This is a genomic window from Anaerotruncus sp. 80 (genome assembly GCF_009936115.1).
GTDB classification, from domain to species: Bacteria; Bacillota; Clostridia; order Peptostreptococcales; family Anaerovoracaceae; genus Senimuribacter; species Senimuribacter intestinalis.
Map to the genome: position 1 here is coordinate 19971 of NZ_QWES01000029.1, position 25006 is coordinate 44976.

General features: G+C 44.3%; 18 protein-coding genes. 1 reads left to right on the plus strand and 17 read right to left on the minus strand.

What is annotated here, in order from left to right:
* Positions 1 to 46: 46 nt before the first annotated feature.
* The 10 genes from D1155_RS13260 to D1155_RS13305 form a co-directional block, all read right to left on the minus strand.
* A complete protein-coding gene (locus tag D1155_RS13260) occupies positions 47 to 1414 on the minus strand; it encodes an MATE family efflux transporter (protein WP_160202896.1) in 1368 nt (455 codons plus the stop codon).
* Complete coding sequence (locus D1155_RS13265) at positions 1395 to 3032, minus strand: amidohydrolase (RefSeq protein WP_160202897.1); 1638 nt, start codon at positions 3030 to 3032, stop codon at positions 1395 to 1397. Before D1155_RS13265 ends, D1155_RS13260 begins: the two co-directional genes overlap by 20 nt.
* A 17-nt stretch (positions 3033 to 3049) precedes the next feature.
* A complete protein-coding gene (locus tag D1155_RS13270) occupies positions 3050 to 4168 on the minus strand; it encodes an alanine dehydrogenase (protein ID WP_160202898.1) in 1119 nt (372 codons plus the stop codon).
* A gap of 252 nt (positions 4169 to 4420) precedes the next feature.
* Positions 4421 to 4960: a GNAT family protein gene (locus D1155_RS13275; protein WP_160202899.1), complete on the minus strand. Its 540-nt coding sequence runs from the start codon at positions 4958 to 4960 to the stop codon at positions 4421 to 4423.
* Between the two features lie 461 nt (positions 4961 to 5421).
* Positions 5422 to 9246 (minus strand): DNA-directed RNA polymerase subunit beta', encoded by a 3825-nt coding sequence (gene rpoC, locus D1155_RS13280; RefSeq protein ID WP_160202900.1) that lies wholly within the window; start codon positions 9244 to 9246, stop codon positions 5422 to 5424.
* Positions 9247 to 9263: 17 nt separating this feature from the next.
* Positions 9264 to 12929 carry a DNA-directed RNA polymerase subunit beta gene (rpoB, locus tag D1155_RS13285; protein ID WP_160202901.1) on the minus strand — a complete coding sequence of 1222 codons (3666 nt, stop codon included), beginning with the start codon at positions 12927 to 12929 and terminating at the stop codon, positions 9264 to 9266.
* Between the two features lie 571 nt (positions 12930 to 13500).
* Entirely contained in the window at positions 13501 to 14370 is an 870-nt protein-coding gene (locus D1155_RS13290) for a radical SAM protein (RefSeq protein WP_160202902.1), read from the minus strand.
* Positions 14371 to 14415: 45 nt separating this feature from the next.
* Positions 14416 to 15126 carry an amidohydrolase family protein gene (locus D1155_RS13295; RefSeq protein ID WP_160202903.1) on the minus strand — a complete coding sequence of 237 codons (711 nt, stop codon included), beginning with the start codon at positions 15124 to 15126 and terminating at the stop codon, positions 14416 to 14418.
* Positions 15123 to 15644, minus strand: coding sequence for an ECF transporter S component (locus tag D1155_RS13300; protein ID WP_160202904.1), 522 nt, complete (start codon positions 15642 to 15644; stop codon positions 15123 to 15125). Before D1155_RS13300 ends, D1155_RS13295 begins: the two co-directional genes overlap by 4 nt.
* A gap of 188 nt (positions 15645 to 15832) precedes the next feature.
* A complete protein-coding gene (locus tag D1155_RS13305) occupies positions 15833 to 17782 on the minus strand; it encodes a fructose-1,6-bisphosphatase (RefSeq protein WP_160202905.1) in 1950 nt (649 codons plus the stop codon).
* Between the two features lie 107 nt (positions 17783 to 17889).
* Between D1155_RS13305 and spoIID the strand changes: the two genes are divergently transcribed.
* Positions 17890 to 18840, plus strand: a complete 951-nt coding sequence (spoIID, locus tag D1155_RS13310; RefSeq protein ID WP_160202906.1) for a stage II sporulation protein D — start codon at positions 17890 to 17892, stop codon at positions 18838 to 18840.
* A 95-nt stretch (positions 18841 to 18935) separates the two neighbouring features.
* On the opposite strand, the gene murA is transcribed toward spoIID, so the two are convergent.
* From murA to tmk, 7 genes are all read right to left on the minus strand, one after another.
* Entirely contained in the window at positions 18936 to 20201 is a 1266-nt protein-coding gene (murA, locus tag D1155_RS13315) for a UDP-N-acetylglucosamine 1-carboxyvinyltransferase (RefSeq protein WP_251614262.1), read from the minus strand.
* Between the two features lie 180 nt (positions 20202 to 20381).
* Positions 20382 to 20624, minus strand: a complete 243-nt coding sequence (locus D1155_RS13320; protein WP_160202907.1) for an AbrB/MazE/SpoVT family DNA-binding domain-containing protein — start codon at positions 20622 to 20624, stop codon at positions 20382 to 20384.
* Between the two features lie 23 nt (positions 20625 to 20647).
* Positions 20648 to 21001, minus strand: coding sequence for a hypothetical protein (locus tag D1155_RS13325; RefSeq protein ID WP_160202908.1), 354 nt, complete (start codon positions 20999 to 21001; stop codon positions 20648 to 20650).
* Between the two features lie 66 nt (positions 21002 to 21067).
* Positions 21068 to 21802 carry a tRNA1(Val) (adenine(37)-N6)-methyltransferase gene (locus tag D1155_RS13330; protein ID WP_160202909.1) on the minus strand — a complete coding sequence of 245 codons (735 nt, stop codon included), beginning with the start codon at positions 21800 to 21802 and terminating at the stop codon, positions 21068 to 21070.
* Positions 21803 to 21805: 3 nt separating this feature from the next.
* Entirely contained in the window at positions 21806 to 22732 is a 927-nt protein-coding gene (locus D1155_RS13335) for a stage 0 sporulation family protein (RefSeq protein ID WP_160202910.1), read from the minus strand.
* Between the two features lie 4 nt (positions 22733 to 22736).
* Positions 22737 to 23546: a hypothetical protein gene (locus D1155_RS13340; RefSeq protein WP_160202911.1), complete on the minus strand. Its 810-nt coding sequence runs from the start codon at positions 23544 to 23546 to the stop codon at positions 22737 to 22739.
* Between the two features lie 5 nt (positions 23547 to 23551).
* Positions 23552 to 24172: a dTMP kinase gene (tmk, locus tag D1155_RS13345; RefSeq protein WP_160202912.1), complete on the minus strand. Its 621-nt coding sequence runs from the start codon at positions 24170 to 24172 to the stop codon at positions 23552 to 23554.
* Positions 24173 to 25006: the final 834 nt, after the last annotated feature.

Here is a 25006-nt window from a genome sequence, read left to right on the forward strand (position 1 = left end):
CCTGTAATTCAGCTCACTATCTCATGTCCTAAATTGTAACAATGAATTATGTCATTATTCTCATCCATTTCTTTCCATAAAATCTGCGATAGCACCAAATCACTTTCAGAACATCCCCTATAGCTACCATGAGCATCGCATAAGGCAGCGACAACTGAAACAGCAATACAGCCACAGCCGCCATGGTCACCTGCGCACCCAAATTAAAAGCAAAATCCATAACCATGCAAAAAACTGTATCGCCACCGGCGCGCAAAACCCCACAGACCAACATATATGCCAGCATCTTTGGCGCCAATGCAATCGTCCATGCCAACAGGGCATCACATAAAAGCTTGGTCGTTTCCGGATTAAACTGATACACTGCCGCCGCCGGACCTCGAGCAAGAACCAAGATAACCGCCATAATTATATTGATAAACCAAGTAAGTCTTATCGCAATTCTCGCCTGATTGTAAGCTCTATCCGTCTCTCCGCTACCGAGGGCATTCCCCACTAGCACAGCCGTCGCATTGCCAAGACCAAAGTAAACCGACTGCAAAAATTCGCTGATGGTATTTGCTACCTGTGTTACCGCCAAAGCCGATGTTCCCAACTTTCCATATATAGAAAAAATCGCAGACATTGAGACTGCCCAGCCTCCCTCTGTTACTACAACCGGCACAGCGGTTTTCATAACTGTCAAAAACTCCGATCGTCTAAAATTGAATAGTTCCATAGGCCCAGCTCTAAAAACATGAGACTTTTTTGTGTATACATACGTAAACAATGTAGTACATTCCATAGCTCTCGCCGCGACCGTCGCAATTGCTGCACCTTTAACACCCAGCTGCGGTAACCCCATATATCCATAAATCAGCAGATAATTCAAGCTAGTATTAATCGCCAAGGCTGCACCGTTGATTACAGTTGGCATCAGTAAATCCTGAATCGCACGGGAATTATAGTTGATAGAAAAAGACAGCGCAGCAAACAAGTAGGAAAAACATGCAATCCGTAAATACTGCGTCCCCAATTCTACCACCTTTGGGCTGCTGTCAAAAATTGAAATCAGCTGCGGTGCCATAAAAAATCCACAAAGGGTAAAGAGACAGGCAATTACAAATCCCACTACATAATCCATTCCCAAAATTTTACGGATGCGGCCGATATCTCCGGCGCCAAAGTACTGCGCTGTATAAATTGCCGCACCACTGTACAGTCCGTAACACATCGTAGAAAAGATAAAATAAACTTGATTTGCCGCTCCAACTGCCGCTAATGCCTCTTCTCCTACCAGACCAATCATCAGCGTGTCCACCAAATTTAAACCAATGCTGATTAAATGCTGTATCACTACAGGAATCGCAATAATCAATACTTTTCTGTAAAACTGCTTTTTTTCCTCCTCGTAATTAAGATGTTGCATTTGCATATACAATCCTTCCATCCACTATCGTCATTGCTACGGAAATCTCCTTAATCCTTTCAGGGGAGACTGAAAAAATATCCTCATCAAGCACAACCAGATCAGCCAGCATGCCAGGAAGCAGTCTCCCCTTGCAATCCTCTTCCCCTGACATTCGTGCCGCCATAAAGGTATAACCATCGACAGCTTCCTCAACAGTAAGCGCCTCTTTCGGATACCATCCAGCCTTCGGTTCTTCATCCAAGTCTTTTCGGGTCACAGCTGCATATATGTTCAACATTGGATTGAAGCTTTCAACGGGGCAGTCAGTTCCCATTGACATCTCTATCCCCATATCCTTCATTGTTCGCCAATGGTAACTGGTTTTGATACGCTCAGCACCCACCCGTTCTTCTGCCATATGAAGATCGTATTCAATGAAAATAGGCTGAATATATGCATATATTCCAGCTGCAATCATCCGTTCACATAAATCATCGTTTAATATCTGGGCATGAATCAATCCATGGCGCGGTTTAATCCCAGGATATTTTTTCTGCGCTGCTTCAACAGCAGAAATTGCCTGTTCACAAGCAGCATCGCCGATGCAATGCATCACTACACCTGTTCCCATTCTATGTGCCCGTTCCACTACTTCAAATAATCGTCTCTCATCACGATAAACAGCAAATCCCTGATTACCGGGATCATCACTGTAATCTTCCAAAAGCCACGCTGTCCTGGACCCTAAAGAGCCATCAATATATAGTTTCACTGTATCAAGTCTATAAAAGTTGTCCCCCTCTCCTAACCGAAACCCAGCTGCCAGAAATTCATCAAAACGCCGTAAATCTGCCAGCGCACATTGCTCACTCACTCTTACATTTAATTGATTTTCTGCAATCAGCTGTCTGTAAGCAGCGATGATATTTCGGAAATTTCTTCCCGGCAGCGTATCAAAGTCATCTGTCTGCATAGATGTAATCCCTACCCGACTCGCATCCTGACAGGTTCTTAAAATCATTGATTTAATTGCCTCTATATCTGGTTCTTCAATCTGATTGTAGACCAGATTCATCATCTCAGCAATACTGCCTGTCGGCTCACCCATCTCATCCACCTCATAATGTCCATCATGTGGCTGCGGCGTATTCTGATTCAGACCGATTACTTCCATTGCTTTCGTATTCAGCGCAGAAATATGTCCGCAGATGCGAACCGCATATATCGGATGTTCTGTTGAAATCTGGTCCAAATCTTCTTTCGTTAAATTTCTGCTGTCATCCCAGTTATCATTATTCCATCCGGCTGCCCCCACCCATTGTCCTGGTGGAATCTGATTCTTTTCAATATGGGTGCGAATAATTTCCTTCACGCTATCACGAGAATCTACTCCTTCCAAATCTGCAATGGTTTTTCCATAGCCATAACTCAGCAAATGCAAATGGCTGTCATTAAATCCAGGCAGTACCACTTTACCTTCTAAATCTACCACTGCCTCCAGTTCTTCCTCGTGCATCAGCGCCAAAATCTCCGCATTAGTCCCTACTTCCAATATGCGATTTCCATCTATTGCAATCGCCTCGGCTACCGTTCTTTTATCATCAAGACAATGTATGCGACCATTGATGAGTGCTCTTCTCATTTCTGCCCCTCCCAGATTTAAAAAGTTTCCACAAGCTCATTCGGATTTATGAATTCAATACCATATTTTTCTGCGGTTTCCAACAAAGTAAGCTGTCCTTTATAAGTTGTAAGTCCTCTACGCAATCCTGCATTTTCTTTAAGTGCCCGTTCCACACCCTTTTGCGCAATTTCTATGACATATGCAAGAGTTGCATTGGACAAAGTAACCGATGCAGTCTTCGCAAAAGCAGATGGAATATTGTCAACTGCGTAATGCGTAATACCTTCTTCAACATATATCGGATCAGCATGACTGGTACTTCTGCAAGTTTCAATAGCCCCGTTATCATCACAGGCCACATCTACAATCAGCGCACCTGATTTCATGAGTTTTAAATCCTCCCTGTAAATCAAATGGTCTTTTCTGGTCTTATCCCATAGTATGCAGTTGATAATAACATCAGAGTTCTTCAAACAACGTTCTAAATTTGCTCTGTTGGAGTACAGCAGTTCTACGTTATATGGTAAACGGTTTCTAGCATTTTCTATAATTTTAGAATTAACTTCCAAAATCTGCACCCGATTTCCAAATGCTGCTGCCAGTTCTGCAGCACCCATGCCACTGACTCCTGCCCCAATAATCGTTACAACCGGACTCTCTACACCAGATACATTGTTCAGCAAAACCCCTTGTCCGCCATGCACACTCTGGCTAAAATGAAGCGCTGCCAAAAAACCTCCCTTACCTGCCAGCTCACTCATCGGTGCAAGAAGCGGGAAGGTTCCATCCGATGCAATCACATCCTCATATGCAATACTGGTGCAGCCTGATGCCAGTAAATACTGCGTCTGATCCAAATGCGCATTGGAGTGTATATAAGTAAAAATAATCTTTTTGTCATTGATATATTGGTACTCTTCGGGAAAAATCTCTTTAACTTTATAGATCAGTTCTCCTTTATTCCAGGCTTCTTCTTTTGCTACAATTTTAGCACCTGCCGCCTCGTATTCCCCATCAGTAAAATGGCTTCCCAGACCTGCACCTCTTTCTACCAAAACTTCATGGCCTCTTCGCACCAGCTCTCCCACCGTTGTTGGCGTAGCTGCCACTCTGTTTTCATAAGGTTTGATTTCTTTTATTACACTAATAATCATTTTGCCTCCTCCTTTTTTCATCATGTTCCTTTTACTATTATTAAAGAAGCAAAACACATGCCAAAGATAAGCAACAGCCAGACCTCCTGCCTTCACCACGCCACACAAAAGCCATATTCCCTGCAATCTCCCCCTTTTCACCTCCGTCACTCTCTTCCCTTTTTCCGAAATAAAATTCGTTTTCGCCGAAAATCACTCTCCACATTTATAAAAAAAAATTGACAACGTCAATTTTTTTTCTTACCACTATATTTATAAGTTCTTATTTCTAAAATACTCCTCCGCCAGCATGGACATCAGGTGCACATCATAGAGGACGCCGTTCTTCCGGCAGTTCTTTCGCAGCACGCCCTCGTACTGAAATCCCAGATTCAGATACAGGTGCGCCGCTGGATTTCCCGTGTAATGATCCAGATATACCCGTTTCATCCCAAAATCCTCAAAGCACAGTTTCATGGTCGCTTCCATAGCCTGTCTGCCGTAGCCTTTGCCGCGAAGTGCCGTGTCCGCAATGTAAATCCGCCAAATTTCACACTTCCAGCCTTCTATGATATCGCCAAGAATAATTCTTCCCACCGGCTCACCGCTCTCCCGCAGACAAATAGTGTACTGGCGCATATCGGCAGCCTCATCAAATTTCACATATGCCTTGGTCACATCCTCCAGACTCTGCCCGTCCGCAATGCTGAAAAACTCCGTTACTGCAGGCTGCCTTTCCCATGGGTCAAAATACTTTAAATCCTCAAAAACGCTGTCGCGTATGATTAAATCTTTGGTTTCAATCGGGTTCATATCCTTTCTCCTTTCAGAATTCACCGCCAAATCTTTTCCCTAAATTAATTTCAATATATCGCACAATTCCTATTAAGTCAATAAAAATGACTGGCTCCCAATTTAACGCTAATGATTCCACGATACTCCTTCCTCATGGCAAAATGCATATTTTTAAAGAAATCCCCGCAAATATGCACATCAGTCTGCATATTTGCGGGGATTTTGCATTATATATGCATATTTTTCACTGCGAACCGGTAATCGCGTTGCTATTTCAGAGTATTTTATTGGCGAAAATGCATATGAGAGGAAAAATTGCCAAAAATATGCAGATTCCTTCAGGACGTTATGCATATTTTAGGTCTTTTTTACGAATATATGCACAGGCGGCACAGAACGCACTAACAAAAAGGAGCTACCTCCTCAGATCAACCTAATTGGTCAACCGTACAAGTAGCCCCTTTACAATATCCAGTCTCTTATTCTAATTCAATCAGCTCGGATTCTTCCGGTTCCAGCACCAATGCTGTATCCATTTCCATAATACCCTCGTTAGGCATGCTCATCAAATCCAAATCTTCTGCGCTTTCATCATCCATCGCTTCCACGTCAGCTTCAGCTTCTAACAGGGCCTCTTCCTGCATACGAGTATATTCACGCATGAATTCCTCATTTACACCGTAATCCACGTCAATATTTTTGTAACGCTTCATACCGGTTCCTGCAGGAATCAGCTTACCGATGATAACGTTTTCCTTCAGACCCATCAGCTTATCGTTCTTGCCCTTAATTGCGGCATCAGTCAGAACCCTGGTGGTTTCCTGGAAGGATGCTGCAGACAAGAAGGAGTTAGTTGCCAGAGAAGCCTTGGTAATACCAAGCAACATCTGTTTCGCTTTTGCAGGTTCGCCGTCTGCTGCAAAGGCAGCTTCGTTTGCTTCCTTGATTTCAAACTTGCTGTACAGACCACCCGGAAGCAGATCCGTATCGCCTGCGTCTTCAATCTTGAACTTGGAAAGCATCTGGCTTACGATAACCTCTACGTGCTTGTCGTTGATATCTACACCCTGGTTCTTATATACACGCTGCACTTCCTTGAGCAGGTACTGATATACGCCCTCAACACCGTTGAGTCTCAAAATATCGTGCGGGTTCAAAGGACCGCTGGTGATGTTACCGCCGGCAAGGATATAATCGTCCTTCTTTACGGCAAGTCTTGCGCCATAAGGCACAACGTAAGTCATATCTTCTCCGTCATCGCTTCTTACGATAACCTCTGTCTTATTGTCAGTTCTAGGCTGAATATCGATTACTCTGCCGTTTGCCTCGCAGATTTCTGCAAGACCCTTTGGCTTTCTAGCCTCGAACAATTCCTCTACTCTCGGAAGACCGTGGGTGATATCGGAACCTGCAACACCACCGGTATGGAATGTTCTCATAGTCAGCTGTGTACCCGGCTCACCGATGGACTGTGCCGCAGTGATACCGACAGATTCACCGATATTAACCTCTTCACCTGTTGCCAGGTTTCTTCCGTAGCATTTTGCACAAATACCGGTTCTGGAGTGACAAGTCATAACGGAACGGATTGCAACGGAGTCAATGCCTGCGTTGACAACATCCATTGCCTGTTCATCGCTGATTTCCTCGCCCTGTTCAACAATGATTTCCCCGGTCTGCGGATTTACAATGTCAAGAAGCGCAGTTCTTCCTGCGATACGCTGATTCAAAGGTTCGATGACTTCTTTACCGTCGGTAAAGGCTCTAACCTCCACACCCTCGTCAGTGCCGCAGTCAAATTCCCTAACGATAACGTTATGAGATACGTCAACCAGTCTTCTTGTCAGATAACCGGAGTCGGCTGTACGAAGCGCTGTATCAGCAAGACCTTTACGAGCACCGTTGGAAGAAATGAAGTATTCCAAGATGGAAAGCCCTTCACGGAAGTTCGCCTTAATTGGAATTTCTACAGTCTTACCAGTTGCGTTCGCCATCAGACCACGCATACCGCCGACCTGTCTGATCTGGTTCTTACTACCTCTGGCTCCGGATGTTGCCATGATGTTCAGATTGTTCTGCGGATCCAAAGATTCCATCAGTGCGTCTGCTACATCATCCGTAGTCTTGTTCCAGATTTCAATAACTTTATCGTATCTTTCAGAGTTTGAAATCAGACCCATTCTGAAAGCTTTTTCGTATTTGTCAACTTCTTTCTGAGATTCTGCTACGATATCCCATTTGTTGTCAGGAATTTTCATATCGTCGATACCGATTGTAACGGCAGCCTTTGTGGAATAGTGATATCCCATATCCTTGATATAGTCAAGCATGATAACAGTTCCAGTATTGCCATGTGCTTTGTAGCACTTATCGATAATCGCACCCAGCTTTTTCTTGTCGCAAAGGAAGTCAACTTCCAAGGAATACGGGTCAACATTTCTGTCAACAAAGCCGAGATCCTGCGGAATCTGCTGGTTGTAGATGAATCTTCCCACAGTGGATTCAACCAGATGTCCTCTCTGGTCATTTTCGTCAAGGTACATTCTAACCTTTACCTTAGCGTGGATATCAACGATTTCATCCTGATATGCCATCAGCATTTCATCAAGGTCAGTAAATACTTTGCCGTCGCCCTTTTCCGGTACACGCTCAAAGCCTGCGGCCTTGTGAGCTTCAGAAGCTTTTCTGTCGTTAAATTCGTCTTTATCATAGGAAACCTTTTCCTTGCCGTCAACGATTTCAACCTTTTTGCAGGTGCCCGGATAGGTCAGATAGTATGCACCCAGAATCATATCCTGTGTCGGCGTAGTGATTGGGGAACCATCCTTTGGCGCCAGAATGTTATTGATGGACAGCATCAAGAATCTGGCTTCTGCCTGTGCTTCTACGGAAAGCGGTACGTGTACCGCCATCTGGTCTCCGTCAAAGTCAGCATTGAATGCTGTACATACCAACGGGTGCAGCTTGATTGCCTTACCTTCTACCAGTACCGGTTCAAATGCCTGGATACCCAGTCTATGCAGCGTCGGTGCACGGTTCAGCATTACAGGGTGTTCTTTGATGACACCTTCTAATACATCCCATACTTCCGGTCTTACTTTTTCTACCATTCTCTTGGCGTTCTTGATATTGTGGGCATAGCCCTGTTCAACCAGTTCTTTCATGATGAAAGGCTTGAACAGTTCCAGCGCCATTTTCTTAGGCAGACCGCACTGATAGAATTTCAGTTCCGGTCCGACTACGATTACAGAACGTCCGGAGTAGTCAACACGCTTACCCAGCAGGTTCTGTCTGAAACGACCCTGCTTACCCTTCAGCATGTCGGACAAAGATTTCAGCGGTCTGGAGCCAGGACCAGTAACAGGTCTTCCTCTTCTGCCGTTGTCAATCAGAGAGTCTACAGCTTCCTGCAGCATTCTCTTTTCATTTCTGACGATAATATCAGGTGCGCCCAGTTCCAACAGACGGTTCAGTCTGTTGTTTCTGTTGATTACTCTTCTATATAAATCATTAAGGTCAGAAGTTGCAAATCTGCCGCCGTCCAGCTGTACCATCGGTCTGATGTCAGGCGGAATAACCGGAATTACTTCCAGAATCATCCATTCCGGCTTGTTCCCAGAAATTCGGAGAGCTTCTACAACTTCAAGACGTCTTACGATTCTGATTTTCTTCTGACCGCTGGCATCCTTCAGCTTTTCTCTGAGAGATGCAGACAGCTCTTCCAGATCAATCTGAGAAAGCAGTTCTCTGACTGCCTCTGCACCCATGGCCGCTTTAAAGTCATTTCCGTACTTTTCTTTGGCTTCTCTGTACTGCATTTCAGTCAGAATTTCTTTGTAACCAAGTCCTGTATCGCCAGGATCGGTTACGATATATGCCGCAAAGTAGAGAACTTTTTCCAGGTTTCTTGGCGTAATGTCAAGAATCAGTCCCATTCTGGAAGGGATTCCCTTGAAATACCAGATATGAGAAACCGGAGCAGCCAATTTGATGTGCCCCATTCTCTCTCTTCTTACCTTTGCTTTCGTTACTTCTACACCGCAGCGGTCGCAGACGATACCTTTATATCTGATTCTCTTGTACTTACCGCAGTGACATTCCCAGTCCTTCATAGGTCCGAAAATCTTTTCGCAGAACAGACCGTCTTTTTCCGGCTTCAGGGTTCTGTAGTTAATTGTCTCCGGCTTTGTTACTTCGCCGTGAGACCATTCCAGAATCTTTTCTGTGGAAGCCAGTTTAATCTGTAAAGATTCGAAATTATTCAATTCGAAATTGTTTGTGTTCTTATTTACATTCTCAGTCAAAGATTTCCTCCCCTTTCTTATAACTCATCATCTGCAAAGCTCTCAGTCATATCGTCGTCGGGGGTCTCTTCTGTGAAGCCCTCTGCAAACAATTTTTCTTCACTTTCCAGTTCCGTATCTACGTCCATAATGCCGTCGATACCGGAAACGTCATCGTATTCGGATACTTCCTTTATCTGAATTTCTTCGTTGTCCTCAGTAAGCACTCTTACATCCAGTGCCAGTGACTGCATTTCCTTGATGAGAACCTTGAAGGACTCAGGAATACCCGGTTCCGGAATATTTTCACCTTTGACAATTGCTTCATAAGTCTGTACACGACCTACGATATCATCGGATTTTACGGTGAGGATTTCCTGCAGTGTGTGTGCAGCGCCGTATGCTTCCAGCGCCCAAACTTCCATCTCTCCAAAACGCTGTCCGCCGAACTGTGCTTTACCGCCCAGAGGCTGCTGCGTTACCAGAGAGTACGGACCAGTACTTCTTGCGTGAATCTTATCGTCTACCAAATGGTGAAGCTTGAGCATATACATGTAACCTACGGTTACAGGATTGTCAAACCACTCACCGGTTCTGCCATCTCTCAGTCTCAGTTTACCTGTCTCTGAGAAACCACAGTCCTCAAGAAGCTCACGGATATCTTTTTCGGTCGCACCGTCAAATACTGGTGTTGCAATATACCAGCCCTTAGTCTTTGCTGCAAGACCCAGATGCACTTCCAACACCTGACCAACGTTCATACGGGAAGGTACGCCCAGAGGGTTCAGCATAACCTGCAGCGGCTCGCCGTCTTCCTTAAATGGCATATCCTCTTCCGGTAGGATACGGGAAATTACACCCTTGTTACCGTGACGACCTGCCATCTTATCGCCTACATTGATTTTTCTCTTAGTTGCGATATAGCATCTTACTAATTTATTGACACCTGGCGGCAGTTCGTCGCCATTTTCTCTTGTGAAGATTTTTACGTCTACTACGATACCAGTTTCACCGTGAGGCACGCGCAGGGAAGTATCTCTGACTTCTCTTGCCTTCTCACCGAAGATGGCGCGCAGCAGTCTTTCCTCTGCGGAAAGGTCGTTCTCGCCCTTTGGCGTTACCTTACCGACCAGAATATCTGTGGAGTCAACCTCTGCACCGATTCTGATGATACCCTCTTCATCCAGATCCTTCAGCGCCTCATCGCCGACGTTAGGAATATCTCTGGTGATTTCTTCAGGTCCCAGTTTGGTGTCTCTTGCTTCTGCTTCGTATTCCACGATATGCAGGGAAGTCAGCACATCATTCATCAGAAGTCTTTCGTTCAGAATGATTGCGTCCTCGTAGTTATAGCCTTCCCAGGTCATGAAGCCGATGAGCAGGTTCTTGCCCAGTGCAATTTCTCCAAGGTCTGTGGAAGGACCGTCAGCGATTACTTCGCCGGCTTCAATGTGTTCACCGTGAGATACAATCGGTCTCTGGTTGATACAGGTTCCCTGGTTGGAACGCTTGAACTTCAATAATTTATATTCATCTAATTCGTTGTTGTCATCTCTTCTGATACGGATTTTGTCAGCGTCAACAAACTCAACAGTACCTGCATTCTTAGCGAGGATTACAACACCGGAATCTCTGGCTGCCTTGTATTCCATACCAGTTCCTACAAACGGCGCTTCTGTCACCAGAAGAGGCACTGCCTGACGCTGCATGTTGGAACCCATCAGGGCACGGTTGGCGTCGTCGTTTTCCAGGAACGGAATCATTGCAGTTGCAACGGATACTACCTGCTTCGGAGATACGTCCATCATGTCTACAACTTCTCTTGCGAACATAGCGATTTCGCCGCCGACACCTCTGGCAGCAACCTTTGCATTGACAAAGTGTCCCTCTTCATCCAGCGGCTCATTTGCCTGGGCGATAATCAGCAGTTCTTCTTCGTCTGCAGTGATATAACGGATTTCTTCTGTAACCACACCGGTTTCTTTATCTACTACTCTATATGGAGTCTCAATGAATCCATATTCATCTACGATACCATAGGTCGTCAAGGAACCGATCAGACCGATATTCGGACCTTCTGGCGTCTCAATCGGACACATTCTTCCATAGTGAGAGTGGTGTACGTCACGCACTTCGAATCCGGCTCTTTCCCTGGAAAGACCGCCAGGTCCCAATGCGGAAAGTCTTCTCTTGTGAGTCAGCTCTGCCAGCGGATTGTTCTGGTCCATGAACTGGGACAGCTGAGAACTTCCGAAAAATTCCTTGATTGCAGCCGTAACAGGTCTAATATTCATCAGCGCCTGCGGCGTTGTTACCTCAATGTCCTGAATGGTCATTCTTTCCTTAACCACACGTTCCATTCTGGCAAGACCGATACGGAACTGATTCTGGAGCAGTTCTCCTACAGTTCTCAGTCTTCTGTTGCCCAGATGGTCGATATCATCAGTGCTTCCAATGCCATAATTCAGGTTTAGAATATAGCTGACAGATGCAATGATGTCTTCCATAATAATATGCTTTGGAGAAAGGTCATTCTTTCTTGTCACCAGCATCTGTTTAATCTCATCCTCATCCTGGCACTGTTCCAAAATTTCCATCAGTACAGGATAATATACCTGATCTGCCACTTTCAGATCTGTCGTGTCAAAATCTACATACTGAGACAGCTCGACAAATCTGCTGCCGATTACTTTTGTAATCTGTGTTTCATCATCTTTTCCACGTGCCATTACATATTCAACACCGGCATTTTCGATGTCCTTTGCAAGAGCGCGGCTGATCTTCTGACCAGCTTCCGCCAGGATTTCTCCAGTGTTCGGATCGATAACGTCCTCAGCAACGACAACATCAGGCAGTCTGTTTGACAGCCCTAACTTCTTGTTATATTTATATCTTCCTACTTTAGCAAGGTCATATCTCTTTGGATCAAAGAATAGGGAATTCAGCAGGGATCTAGCGCTGTCCACTGTAGGAGGCTCGCCAGGTCTCAGTCTGCGGTAAATTTCCTTCAGACCACTTTCGTAGTCATTGGTTGTATCTTTCTCTAAGGTCTTCAGCAGTCTGCTGTCTTCACCGAAGATATCAATAATTTCTCTGTCGGAGCTGATACCCAGTGCACGAAGCAGCGTAGTCAGCGGCTGCTTTCTGGTTCTGTCAACTCGAACGGAAATAATTTCGTTGGAGTCTGTCTCGTATTCCAACCATGCACCTCTGTTAGGAATAATCTGGGTGGAATAAAGTTTATTATTAGATTTGTCAGTTTCGACACCGTAGTAAGGTCCCGGGGAACGAACCAGCTGTGTTACGATGACACGTTCAGCGCCATTGTAAATGAAAGTTCCCTTTTCTGTCATCAGAGGGAAATCTCCCATGAACACTTCCTGTTCCTTTACTTCTCCAGTTTCTTTGTTTACGAGTCTTACTCTGACTTTCAGCGGAGCTGCGTATGTTACATCTCTCTCCTTACACTCCTCCTGTTCATACTTCGGAGGATCGTTCAGGGAGTAATCAATGAATTCTAAAATCAGATTATCCGCATAATCTCTAATCGGGGAGATGTCCTCAAAAACTTCTCTCAGACCTTCTTTGATAAAAGCATCATATGAACTGGTCTGGATGTCAATGAGATTTGGCATCTGGCCAACTTCATTGATTTTTGAGAATGTCATACGGTCTTTTCTACCTACTTTGATAGGTTTTGGCATATTTATCACTCCTTATATCTTCACAGTTTACATTTGCGTGGCAGTCTATTATGATACCATATTCTTGTCAAATAGTCAAGCTAATCATGGAAAAATTTGCGCATTTGCAAAATCTCACAGTCCCTTTCCTCCAACCAAGCGCGCATTTTCGCAGAAAAAGCAGGTACGAATCCATTTGATACTGGTTCGTACCTGCTGTTATGATTTATTTTTTCAATTGTTTTCTATATACTTTCCGGTATCTTCCCTCACTTCCGCCAGCGAAATGTCGCTCCGTCAATAATTACAACCCGTTATTCACGGCAAATGCATGAAAAGTATTCTGAACCATAAATACTGACAAAATGATACCAGCATGCAGGATTTTGTCAGCAAATTGTAAAGAATCCTATCTTAATACGCCTGAAATCCTGACAAAGCTGACAAAATCAAAATTAATTGTCAGTTCTGTCAGGATTTTTGATAGAAACACTGACAAAGCTGACAAAAATCTAAAAAGCTGTCAGCTTTATCTGTTCCAGAAAATCACTAAACGTTTTCGTGGGTTTGCCGTGCTCGTTATGCCCTTATACTAAAAAAGGCTTAGCTGCTCTCCCTGCTCCTTACTATCTAAAGTTCGCAAAAACTGAAAAATCTTTTCCCTTCCATAAGCAATTCCATACGCTTTGCAAGTAGATACAAAAATTTCCATTAGCTTCCTGCTGCGTGGACTTTCCAGCACATATTGATTTCCGTAGTACTCCATATATCGCTGCTTCATTCCGGGAAACTGTAAATCCAGCTGTTCGAAAAAATACTCGCGGTTCCCTTCACGCATAGTAACGCCCATTCCAAAGTTCAATATACCATACACGCCGCTTTGTCTGCACCCACGCAAAATTCCTCTCAGATTTTCTTCCGTATCATTGATGAAAGGTAAAATTGGGCAGAGCCAGACAACTGTAGGAATCCCTGCTTCTTTCAACTGCATCAGCACCTCTACGCGCCTTGCTGTAGTACAAACCCCCGGCTCTATTTTTCGGCACAGTCCTTCATCAAAGGTCGTTAAAGTCATCTGTATCACGCATTTAGACCTTTCGTGAATCGCCTTTAACAGATCGATATCTCTCAGCACCCTGTCAGACTTGGTAATCAGCGTTACACCATGTCCATAAGCATAAATCGTTTCCAGTGCCTTTCGCGTATGCTGCAATTCCAGCTCTAAAGGGACGTACGGGTCAGTCATGGAGCCCATACCTACCATACATTTTTTTCGTTTTCGAGATAAGGCACGTCCCAAAAGCTCTATGGCGTTTGATTTCACTTCAATATCCTCAAAATCATGTTTCATCTGATAGCACTTACTCCTGGAATCGCAGTAAATACAGCCATGAGAGCAACCGCGGTACAAATTCATACCATTGTCCGGAGAAAGTATCCCCTTTACCGTTACATAATGCATAGCTTTATTTTAACACAAAAACAGTTATCTGGCTTTCTTTTTTGTTTATGCAAAAAACGCCGCTGCATTATCATAAAGGATTCTTCTAATGCCTGTCTCATCTACGCCACTGACAAGCACCTTCTGCAGTTCCACCGATGGATCATGAAAAGGTGTGTCTGTACCAAACATAATTCTGTCATTGCCAACAGTCTCATAAGCTTCACGTATTTTTGACGGCATCGGCATTCCGCTCATTTCCAGAAAAAGATTCGGATAGCGACGTGCCATTTTCAGTGCCGCGTCAATATAAACACCATGACCATGTCCCATATGAATCATCATTACCTTTACATCAGGATGGCGCTCAGCCAGAAGCCCAATTTGCCAAGGCAAGGAATAAGGCGGATGACCACTGTGAATGCAAACAGGAACGCCGGCTTTTTCTGCTTTATGAAGGACCGGATCCAGAGCCTCGCTGTCCGCGCAATAAGCATGACGCAGCGGGTTTAGCTTGACTGCCTTAAACCCTTTTTCAAAATAGTTTTCCATGGAATCCACGGTACTCTGATTAAGTGGATTCACATAAACTGCGCCTATAATACGCCCCGGATATTTCTGCATCATATCCAAAGTAACCTCATTGTCTTCGTGACAGAGCACGGTTTTCTCAATGTCGAAGCGATCCATCTGCGCGATGAGCTGCTCACCTGTAATACCTACGTCTGCCCAGCCTCCAATATATCCGATATGCGCATGCCCATCTATGATTTTCATTTTGCTACATCTCCTCTCTCTGTCAAATTTACAATTCTACCGGACAGTACTCCAGAAAGCACCATAAAAATCACCACGCCTACAGTCGTCTGAATGGTAACATTAGGTATCGATGCAACAGCCGGCGCCATTCCAAGCATTACTATCTTTACAAGCGTATAAGCGATAATCTGAAATATACCACCAATTATAGAGCCTGCTAACTGCAGCTTGTGAGCCTGTGGATTGCTTTTTATCACAGTGCCCATGATATAAGCCATGATATATTTAATCACCAATGTTGGCAAAACCCATACTGCAGCACCAGCAAGCAAATCTGAAAGCGCACCGCCAAGAGCCGCTGCAATAGCACCGTTTTTCCTACCTAACATCAAAACAGCCAGAAAAATCATACAGTCGCCCATGTGACTGTATCCGCCAGTTGCTGGATTTGGAATCTTAATCAGATATGTAGCAACAAACACAATTGCCGCCATCAATGCTGTCATAACCAAAGTCTTCGTTTTCTTATCTTCCATAACGATAACCCCCTTATCAGTTCTTCTTCGATTATCTAGTATTATAGAAGAAATCTGCACCGTTTAAAATAGACACTTTTATATTTTTTAACAGGAACAATTCTCCTGATTTCACCGCATCATGTGGGAATTTTGCAAAAATAATAACAGTACAGTCTACAAAACTGTACTGCTACTAAAAACTATATTTAATATCTCTCTTTCAGAATACCTTTTCGGTATGCCTCCACCAGACGCTTCATGTTTTCTACTTGTTCTGTCAACTCCCTTCCCTGATCTGTATCAATGACCATCATACGTTCCGGAAGCACCTCTACAGTTTTCACCTCCGGCGACTGGAACTCCTGCGTCCCGTCAGGCTGCAGCGGCTGATACGGCTTGTGCTGCGCCAACGCCATAAATCTGGAGTTGAAGATGAAGGTGTAGCCCGCAATACCGGTCTGCTTCTGATAGGCCTTAGAAATACCGCCGTCGATGACGTATAGAAGACCGCCGCCCTTAATCGGGCTTTCCCCGTCCTTAATTTTTACTGGCACGTGACCATTCAAAATCTTTGAGCGGTGCGGATCCAGTCCAAACTCCATAAGAATTTTCTCGCAAGGACCTCTTTCCTTAATCAACTTATAGTACGGTCTGGTCGGCTCCTTATGCGCTGCTTTATCTGCGATGAACAGCCGCTCAAAAGTTGTCATCTTGGCTTTTCCAAACAATGGCGAATTACCCCCCAGCCACAGATACCACATCAGGTCGCCCATACGCCCCACTTCTCCGGACTCATCAGGAGAAAAATACGCATTACGCACTTCGCTGTCCAGATAATCCATCAACGCCTTTCCCTTAAAAGCTTCACCGTTGAGCTCCACAAGCTCAAAATCTCCGTCTTCCGTCATCGGAATGCAGCCGTGGTAGAGCAGATTGCCGTTGACCCGTTTATATAGCGCACCATGGCTGTAAAGAAATCTAATGTGCTTCTGCAGCTTCTCCGAATTCAGGACAGAAGCTTCCAGTGCATTCATCATTTCCTCTTCTTCTTCCGTCAGCGCATACGGATTTTCCGGATCTACAGTAGGGAAGTTGGTATCTCTCAGTTCATATACAGTACCGTCAATTTCCACAGTGCCGTTTTCCCAGTTAATTTTATCCAGAATCAGACGGTTTTCCAGATGGTATTCAGGGTGCGCCTTAATACGCTGCCCTTCCACCTTAAACTGGCAGATAGCGATAGCCTTGTGCATTTTCGCCGCCAGAGGCTCCTCAATCTGGTCGTACTCATTCTTCTCCAAAATATGCGGCTGAAAGAACTGGCACGGATCGTCGCCGTACACCTTTTCCGCAAAGGAAGCGAGCGGTCTCAGGTTGATACCGTATCCGTACTCCAGCATATCGAAATTATTATAGCTGATATTCATCCGAAGAATATTGGCAATACATGCCCAGTTTCCCGTAGCAGCGCCCATCCATACGATATCGTGATTGCCCCACTGAAAATCCACATCGTGGTAATCCATCAGAAAATCCAAAATCGTATCAGGGTGCGCACCTCTGTCAAAGATATCCCCAATAATATGTAAATGATCCACAGCTAGATTACTGATAGCGTCCGCCATTTCTATGATAAAGTCATCTGCGATTCCGCTTTCAACAATGGTCTTAATAATTGCGTTATAGTAATGGAGACGGTTCTCCTCATCGTCTGCGTGAAGCAGTTCGTCCATAGCGTAGTCCAGATACTTCGGCAGCATGCGGCGAACCTTTGAGCGCGTGTATTTGGTAGACACCGACTGACAAATCGTAACTAAACGATGCAACACAGTCATACACCACTTATTAAAATCGGCTTCGTTCTTTCTTCTCCGCGCCAGCTCAGCCTGCGGATTGTAAATCAGCGCCGCCAGATCCTCTCTGTCGCTGTCGCTGAGAACGCCGCCGTAGTGCTCATCAATTTTGGTCTTGATGGTGCCGGAGGCACTTTTGAGCATGTGAATAAAAGCCTCGTGTTCACCATGAAGATCGCTCAGGAAATACTCCGTTCCCTTTGGCAGTGCCAAAATCGCACTCAGGTTTATGATTTCTGCTGTAGCTGCTTTAATATTGGGATAATCCTTCGAAAGCAGCTCCAGGAATTTAATGTCAGGCATATCAGATTCCTTTCAATTATATTTTAACTGTTGTCCTATTTATTATATACTTTCACGTCTATTTTGTCCACATCAGCATAAACTTAAGCAGAAGGAGAATTTGTACAATGTTTCATCACGGAAAACTGAACAGGCAGCACGCTGTCATTTATTTTGTCTCCATGGTTATCCTCATGGTAGTCCTGCCCTATCTCTCTATAAAACTGTTTCCGGCTCTGGTAAAAGACCTGCCTGAAACTTCCACTTATGATGGAGAAATCCCCGACACTGTAAGAATTTACCTGACAAAAGAGGATAAATACGAAACCATCGCTTTCGAAGATTACATAGAAGGCGTCGTAGCCTCAGAAATGCCCGCCTCCTTTGAGTACGAAGCTTTAAAGGCGCAAGCTGTAGCAAGCAGAACCTATGCCCTCGGCAGAATCCTTGCCGGAACCGAAATCTGTGACTCCGTCCACTGTCAAGTCTATCGCAGCGACAACATTGATGAAAAGGTCAGCAAAGCGGTAGAGGAAACCTGTGGTCAGGTTCTTTTATATAAAGGAAAACTTGCCGCACATGCTCTTTATTTCGCTTCCAGCGCAGGACCCACAGAAAACTCACAAGATGTCTTCTCCGGCACCTACGCCTATCTGGTCAGCGTTGACAGCTCCTACGAGCCCGGCGCTACCCATAAGAAAGAGAAAACTACCATGACGATTTCCGACTTTTCAAAGGCGATCAAAAAGGCTTTTCCCGAAAAGAACTTCGGCACCATCAAAAAATCCAATATCAAAATCAAGTCTCGTTCAGAAGGAGGCCGAGCTGCAACTGTAAAAGTCGGCAAAGAAACCATCACCGGCAGCGATATCCGCACTGCCCTGAACCTTTACTCGACCCGCTTTGAGATATCCTTTTCAGGAAATACGAAAATCACTATCACCACCGCAGGCTCCGGTCACGGCGTCGGCATGAGTCAGTACGGCGCCAATGGTCTGGCAAAGAAAGGAAAGACCTATAAAAAAATACTTTCCCACTATTACCGAGGAACTTCTGTCAGCACAGGAGAAAGCAAATGACGACTTGCTCTATGGGAAACCCCTGCGAAAAAGGAAATCCCGGTGCAAATATGGATTTTGCTCTGGGATTATCTCTTTTGTAAACAATATTCTATTTAATCTTCGATACGGAATATATTGGCGCCCAGCCCTCTGAACTTGTCAGTAAACTTTTCGTATCCGCGCTCAATATGATAAATCTCTGAAATCTCTGTCGTTCCCTGGGCCACAAGTCCTGCCAGAACCAGCGCTGCACCACCGCGCAAATCCGTTGCGATTACTTGCGCACCTTCCAGCTGCTTTGCTCCCTGAATCATGGCACGGTTACCGTCAGTCTTGATGTTGGCGCCCATTCGATTCAGTTCCGCAACGTGCATAAATCGATTCTCAAAGACAGTTTCAATTACCGTACTAGCGCCGTTTACCGTAGTCAAAAATGCCATAAAAGGCGACTGAATATCCGTAGGGAATCCTGGATAAGGCAGGGTCTTCAAATCCGTTGCAACCAAATCAGGATTATCCGCAATAACGTACATGCCCTCATCTCCCATTTCTACAGTGACACCGCACTCACGAAGCTTTGCGGTAATCGGCTTTACATGGTCAGGTACCACATTCTTAATCAGAATCTGTCCATGAGTGATAGCTGCAGCCAGCATAAAAGTTCCCGTTTCGATTCTATCCGGAATGACTGTATGCTGCGCGCCGTGGAGGCTTTCAACCCCCTCAATCTTGATAGTATCAGTTCCTGCACCCTTAATCTTTGCGCCCATCTTGTTGAGGAAGTTTGCCTGATCGACAATCTCCGGTTCTTCTGCCGCATTTTCAATATAAGTGGTGCCTTTGGCAAGAACTGCAGCAGACATAATATTCTCTGTAGCGCCTACACTTGGAAAGTCCAGATAAATGCTGTTTCCCACAAGCCCCTGTGGACCTGCAATTGCTTCCACGTAATTATCCTTTACGATAATCTCCGCACCGAGTGCCTCAAATCCTTTCAGGTGCAAATCAATAGGTCTTGCTCCAATGCTGCAGCCCCCCGGCATGTGCACCTTGGCTCTTCCCACTCTTGCAAGAAGCGGACCCATGACAAGAAATGATGCCCGCATTTTGCTGACTAAGTCAAACTCTGCTTCACACTTTAAAATTTTCTCTGTATTTATCTCAATAATGGATTCTTCCAGTTCGTTTATCTCTGAACCCAGGGAACGCAAAATATCCTTCATCACATCCACATCTCGAAGTGCCGGTACGTCCCGGATTATACATTTTTCTTCTGCCAAAATAGCAGATGCCATCAGCGGCAGCACTGCATTTTTTGCTCCGCTGATTACTACTTCTCCATTTAATGGCTCGCTCTTCTGAACTAAAAATTTCGCCACATCTATCCTCCACAAATTGTTATTAACACTTCCCTTAACCAGCGAGGTTATTTTCTCCCCGCAATCAAAGGTATATACTATTAGTATACTAATGATTCCCCTTTTTTTCAACTAAAGATGAAAAAAATGAAAAAAAAGTCTGCCGAAGCAGACTTTTAGCAGATGTTCTATTCCATGCAGCTACATTTTTTTCATTTCTGCAATGCAGTCAACACACACAGTCTTACCGTGAACTAATCTGACATCTCCCACTTCTCCGCAGAAAATACAAGATGGCTCATATTTCTTCAACATGATATACTGACCATCAACGAAAATTTCCAGAGAATCCTCTGTCTTAATATTTAAATTTCTTCTCAATTCTACCGGAATCACGACTCTGCCGAGTGCGTCTACCGGTCTTACAATCCCTGTTGCTTTCATAAAAACTCCTTTCCGTCTTGCATTTACTTACTTTTTTTATTATTGCTATTCTCCTCGCCGTCTTCTTTCCTAAAAATCGCAGCAAGAGAACCAAACGCCTTCACAATATTGGATACAGCACCCACCAGATTCTGCTGACCTTTCACTGCTTTTGAAATATCAGCGACAGCAGATTGGACGTCTCCAACCATCTCATCCAGCTGCTCTGCCTTATCCGCAGCAATACCGGAGATTACTGAGGCATCTCTCAAAATCTTATTGGTTTCCTTGATTGTCTTCACTAGATTCTTTGCAATAATAATCAAATATATCACCAGTACAATCAAAGCTGCAAAAAGCAGATAAACCAGCGTAGCCTTAATGTCAATAGTTACCATAGTAAACCTCCTTATCCCGACTATGGATTATTATACCGTTTTTTCCATAAAATAGCAACCTATTTCTTATTTTTTCTCATATATTTTTAATATTTCCTCCGAATAGCTGCCATCTGCACAATGCACATACATGGGGTCTAGTAGTCGCAGCTCCTTGTTTCCGTTTTTTATGCAATGTACCAGCATGATGTTAGGTTTTTCCAAAGGTCTCCCGCTAACAAAGCGCATTTCCTTCGGCTCCAGTCCATGCCTTCTGCAGCTTTCACAAATATCTACAAGCCGCCCCGGTCTATGCACCATATAGAAATCCCCTTTATCCTTCAAAAGCGCCGCAGCAGTTTTTACAAAATCATCCAAAGAGGCTGTCGTCTCATGGCGAGCGATTGCCTTTGCACGATTGCTGCTTTCAATACCGCAGCTTCCCTGGGTGTAGGGTGGATTTGTTGTCACTACATCATAAGTCCCGCACTGAGATTTGTCAAAATTCTTGACATCCTGATGAAAAAACTCCAGCCGCTGCTCCAAACTATTGTGCCGCCTGTTTTTCTCTGCCAGAGCCCATGAGCTTTCTTGAACTTCCATACCAGCAATATATGCAGCCTGCGTTTTATGACTGAGAATCAGCGGAACAATACCCGTTCCCGTGCCCAAATCCATAATTCTGCACGCCTGCTTCCGCCGCATCGCGCCACTGGCAGCAAAATCCGCAAGAAGCACTGCATCTACACCGTAACAAAACTCCTCAGGATTTTGAAAAATCTCTAACTCTCCAAAACCTGTTCTATCCATCCGAAGTCCCATGAACTACTCCTTAATTAAAGCTTTTAGTTCATCAATGTACTCAGCGTCAACGTCCTCCAAAATATTATTGTTCTGGGAACCACCATGTTTCTTGTGACCTAGTCTCCTAATTTCATCTTTTTTATAGGTAAAGATTTCAGTGCCCAGTTTTTCACCACCATCGTCATCTTTTTCACCTGTATAGAGCCTAACCCGCACTTTGCTCTCCAAAATATTGGTATCCACAACCTTTCCCATGCCGTCGCGAGTCTTCACTTTCTCTCCGTTATCAGGAAGTCCTTTTCGAAGTTCCATATAGACATCATTTTCATACTTCAGGCAGCACATTAGACGTCCACAAATGCCGGAAATCTTCGTCGGATTCAGAGAAAGATTCTGTACTTTCGCCATTTTAATAGACACCGGTTCAAAATCAGAAAGCCATGTATTGCAACACAGACTTTTCCCGCAAGAACCAATACCTCCCAGCATTTTAGCCTCATCGCGCACGCCAATCTGACGCAGCTCGATACGCATTTTGAACACACCTGCCAGATCCTTTACCAGTTCTCTGAAGTCTACTCTGCCATCGGCAGTAAAGTAAAAGATAATTTTATTGTTATCAAAGGTATATTCCACATCGATCAGCTTCATTTCCAGATGGTGCTTGTCGATTTTGTCCTGACAGAGTTTCAGTGCCTTAGCTTTCTTTCGCTCGTTTTCCTCGTGGCGCTTGATGTCCTCTTCTCCTGCAATTCGAATAATTTTCTTTAGTGGCTGCACCACTTCTTCTTCCTTGATTTCTGTAATGTCCATAGTGACTGTACCGAACTCCAGTCCTCTGGCAGTCTCCACGATGACAGAATCGCCCAGACCAACTTCCAAATTGTCCGGATCAAAATAATATACTTTGCCGGCATTTTTAAATCTAACTCCAGCTACTTTTATCATAGTCTTACCCTCCAAGCTTCAATATCAGATTTCTGATTGCATATTTGTAATTTACATTGGCAAGCAAATCCCGCCTTGCCTCTTCTATATATTTAATGTTCGCAATTAGCTTTTCTTTTCTCACCGCCTGCGGGCCGTCCGCCGTTAAATATCTGCGATAAAGCCGTTCCAGCCCATCCAGAAGCTGAAACGCCTCTTTTCGGTCTTTGACAATCTTTCCAAGACGATCCTTTATGTCACAAAAGTATGCCCCCGCAAAAATCATTTCCATGATTTCCTCTGCGCCGGAAAGATTAGAATTCTCATTGCTATTTATAAAATTCCCCAGCCTGTAGATTATGCACCTTGATGTAATAGTCTGCAGCAGGTTCTCTGTATTCTCAGACAAAAGCACAATTACGGTTCCGTCATTAGGCTCTTCCAGCGTCTTTAGAAGCCTATTCTGTGCCCGCACTGTCATCGTATCTGCATCTTCAATTATTGCTATATTTCTCATCCCACCGGACGGTTTATTTTTAAGTTTTTCCTGCAATGCCGAAATAGAGGCATCCTTTACAGAAAGATCATCCGCCTGTGCCGTATATAAGTCCTCATAATTATCATGGTCAATTTTCCGGCAAACTACACACTGATCGCAGCCAAATCCTGGCTCTAAAGAACACAAAATTGCCTTTACAAAATCCTTGGCAAATTTCCGCTTATCAACACAGCTGTCGCCCTCAATGATATAGGCGTGGGACACATTCCCGCAGGAAATCGCTCTGCTGATTCTCTCCGGCAGCCTTCCGAACTCCTTATACTCTCTTAATGACATATAAACTAGCCTTCCAAAATTCTATCAAGATGTGAAAACATAATATCGCGAATGGTTTCTTTATCTTTTCCCGCGTCAATCTCTACAAACCGGTCTGGATAAAATTTCGCAATCTCCTTATATCCCGCATACACTTTGTCGTGAAATTCCAACTTTTCCTGCTCCAGCCTGTCCTGACTGTCCTCTCTGATTCTGGACTTTCCAATTTCCGGCGAAAGTTCCATCAAAAAAGTTACATCGGGCATACACCCGTCAACAGCAAGTTCATTGATGACACGCACCACATCACCGAGATTTCTCCCATAGCCTTGATAAGCAATACTGGAATCGATAAAACGATCACAAATTACAATCCTACCCGAATCTAACGCCGGTCTAATCAGCTGCTGCACGTGCTGTGCTCTTGCCGCCGCATAAAGAAGAGCTTCTGTCATATCACACATTTCCTGGTTTTCTTTATCAAGTATAATATTGCGGAGCTTCTCTCCGATGGCCGTTCCTCCAGGCTCCCTGGTAAATATGCATGGCAGAGCCCTTTCCTGACAATATACCTTTAAAAACTCTATTTGTGTCGACTTCCCGGAACCGTCCGGTCCCTCCAGCGTAATAAAAAGTCCTCGTTTCATAACCTACTCCTAGTGCTTCTTAACTGCATCATCTACCATTTTCATAAAAAGAAGTGCAATTCCATAAGCTAACGGACAGCAAAGCAGAATACAGAATATAATTTTCAAAAATAACATTGTCTGACCATCCTTTCTGTTCGCCCAAATATACAGAATAAGTATATCACAAATCTCCATTGAGATAAAGGACTTTCCTGTTATCTGAGTAAAAAACTGTAAATTCAACGATTCACGACCTTCCATTTACCCTATCCTCACTACCCGCCTCCTGTCTTAAGTTGGGCAAAATAAGAATTGCAGAAATCTACCCTTTACTTCCGCAAAAAAAGGAAAATCCACATTCCCATACTCAGCCACCTGGATTTAAATAGGCATATATATTAAAAAAATGACAAAAATCCAATAATATATATCATTATCTATAGAATATGCACCCCCACTTTTCTAGTTTTAGACCTACAAAAATATCATTTTCCTTTTTTTGAACAGAAGTACAGCAAAATTCTGCAAAGCAAAAAATCGTTTCATGCTGCAGGTTACATTTATTAAAACCAGCACTACGCCCATACCTCAAGCCAAAATCCCATACTCAACTTACCCGTTGTTGTCCCGTTTCGGACGTGTCCTTCGGACACTAAAAAAGCAAGCTACTTCGTAACTTGCTTTTTACTGAAACCGGCAACACTCGCTCCGCTCCCTTCTCCGGTCGTAATCCTAAAATCGGATTACTCTCTCCGCTGTCCCGTTTTGTACGCTGCGCTAAAAAAGAAGAGACAGCCATACGACTGTCTTTTCTTTTTTAACCGGCAACGCTCGCTTCGCTCACTCCTCCGT

Excerpts from the sequence above, each read along its gene's own strand:
- D1155_RS13260 (WP_160202896.1), bottom strand. The coding sequence starts at position 1,414 with ATGCAAATGCAACATCTTAATTACGAGGAGGAAAAAAAGCAGTTTTAC.
- D1155_RS13265 (WP_160202897.1), bottom strand. The coding sequence starts at position 3,032 with ATGAGAAGAGCACTCATCAATGGTCGCATACATTGTCTTGATGATAAA.
- D1155_RS13270 (WP_160202898.1), bottom strand. The coding sequence starts at position 4,168 with ATGATTATTAGTGTAATAAAAGAAATCAAACCTTATGAAAACAGAGTG.
- D1155_RS13275 (WP_160202899.1), bottom strand. The coding sequence starts at position 4,960 with ATGAACCCGATTGAAACCAAAGATTTAATCATACGCGACAGCGTTTTT.
- rpoB (WP_160202901.1), bottom strand. The coding sequence starts at position 12,929 with ATGCCAAAACCTATCAAAGTAGGTAGAAAAGACCGTATGACATTCTCA.
- D1155_RS13290 (WP_160202902.1), bottom strand. The coding sequence starts at position 14,370 with ATGCATTATGTAACGGTAAAGGGGATACTTTCTCCGGACAATGGTATG.
- D1155_RS13295 (WP_160202903.1), bottom strand. The coding sequence starts at position 15,126 with ATGAAAATCATAGATGGGCATGCGCATATCGGATATATTGGAGGCTGG.
- D1155_RS13300 (WP_160202904.1), bottom strand. The coding sequence starts at position 15,644 with ATGGAAGATAAGAAAACGAAGACTTTGGTTATGACAGCATTGATGGCG.
- D1155_RS13305 (WP_160202905.1), bottom strand. The coding sequence starts at position 17,782 with ATGCCTGACATTAAATTCCTGGAGCTGCTTTCGAAGGATTATCCCAAT.
- spoIID (WP_160202906.1), top strand. The coding sequence starts at position 17,890 with ATGTTTCATCACGGAAAACTGAACAGGCAGCACGCTGTCATTTATTTT.
- D1155_RS13320 (WP_160202907.1), bottom strand. The coding sequence starts at position 20,624 with ATGAAAGCAACAGGGATTGTAAGACCGGTAGACGCACTCGGCAGAGTC.
- D1155_RS13325 (WP_160202908.1), bottom strand. The coding sequence starts at position 21,001 with ATGGTAACTATTGACATTAAGGCTACGCTGGTTTATCTGCTTTTTGCA.
- D1155_RS13330 (WP_160202909.1), bottom strand. The coding sequence starts at position 21,802 with ATGGGACTTCGGATGGATAGAACAGGTTTTGGAGAGTTAGAGATTTTT.
- D1155_RS13335 (WP_160202910.1), bottom strand. The coding sequence starts at position 22,732 with ATGATAAAAGTAGCTGGAGTTAGATTTAAAAATGCCGGCAAAGTATAT.
- D1155_RS13340 (WP_160202911.1), bottom strand. The coding sequence starts at position 23,546 with ATGTCATTAAGAGAGTATAAGGAGTTCGGAAGGCTGCCGGAGAGAATC.
- tmk (WP_160202912.1), bottom strand. The coding sequence starts at position 24,172 with ATGAAACGAGGACTTTTTATTACGCTGGAGGGACCGGACGGTTCCGGG.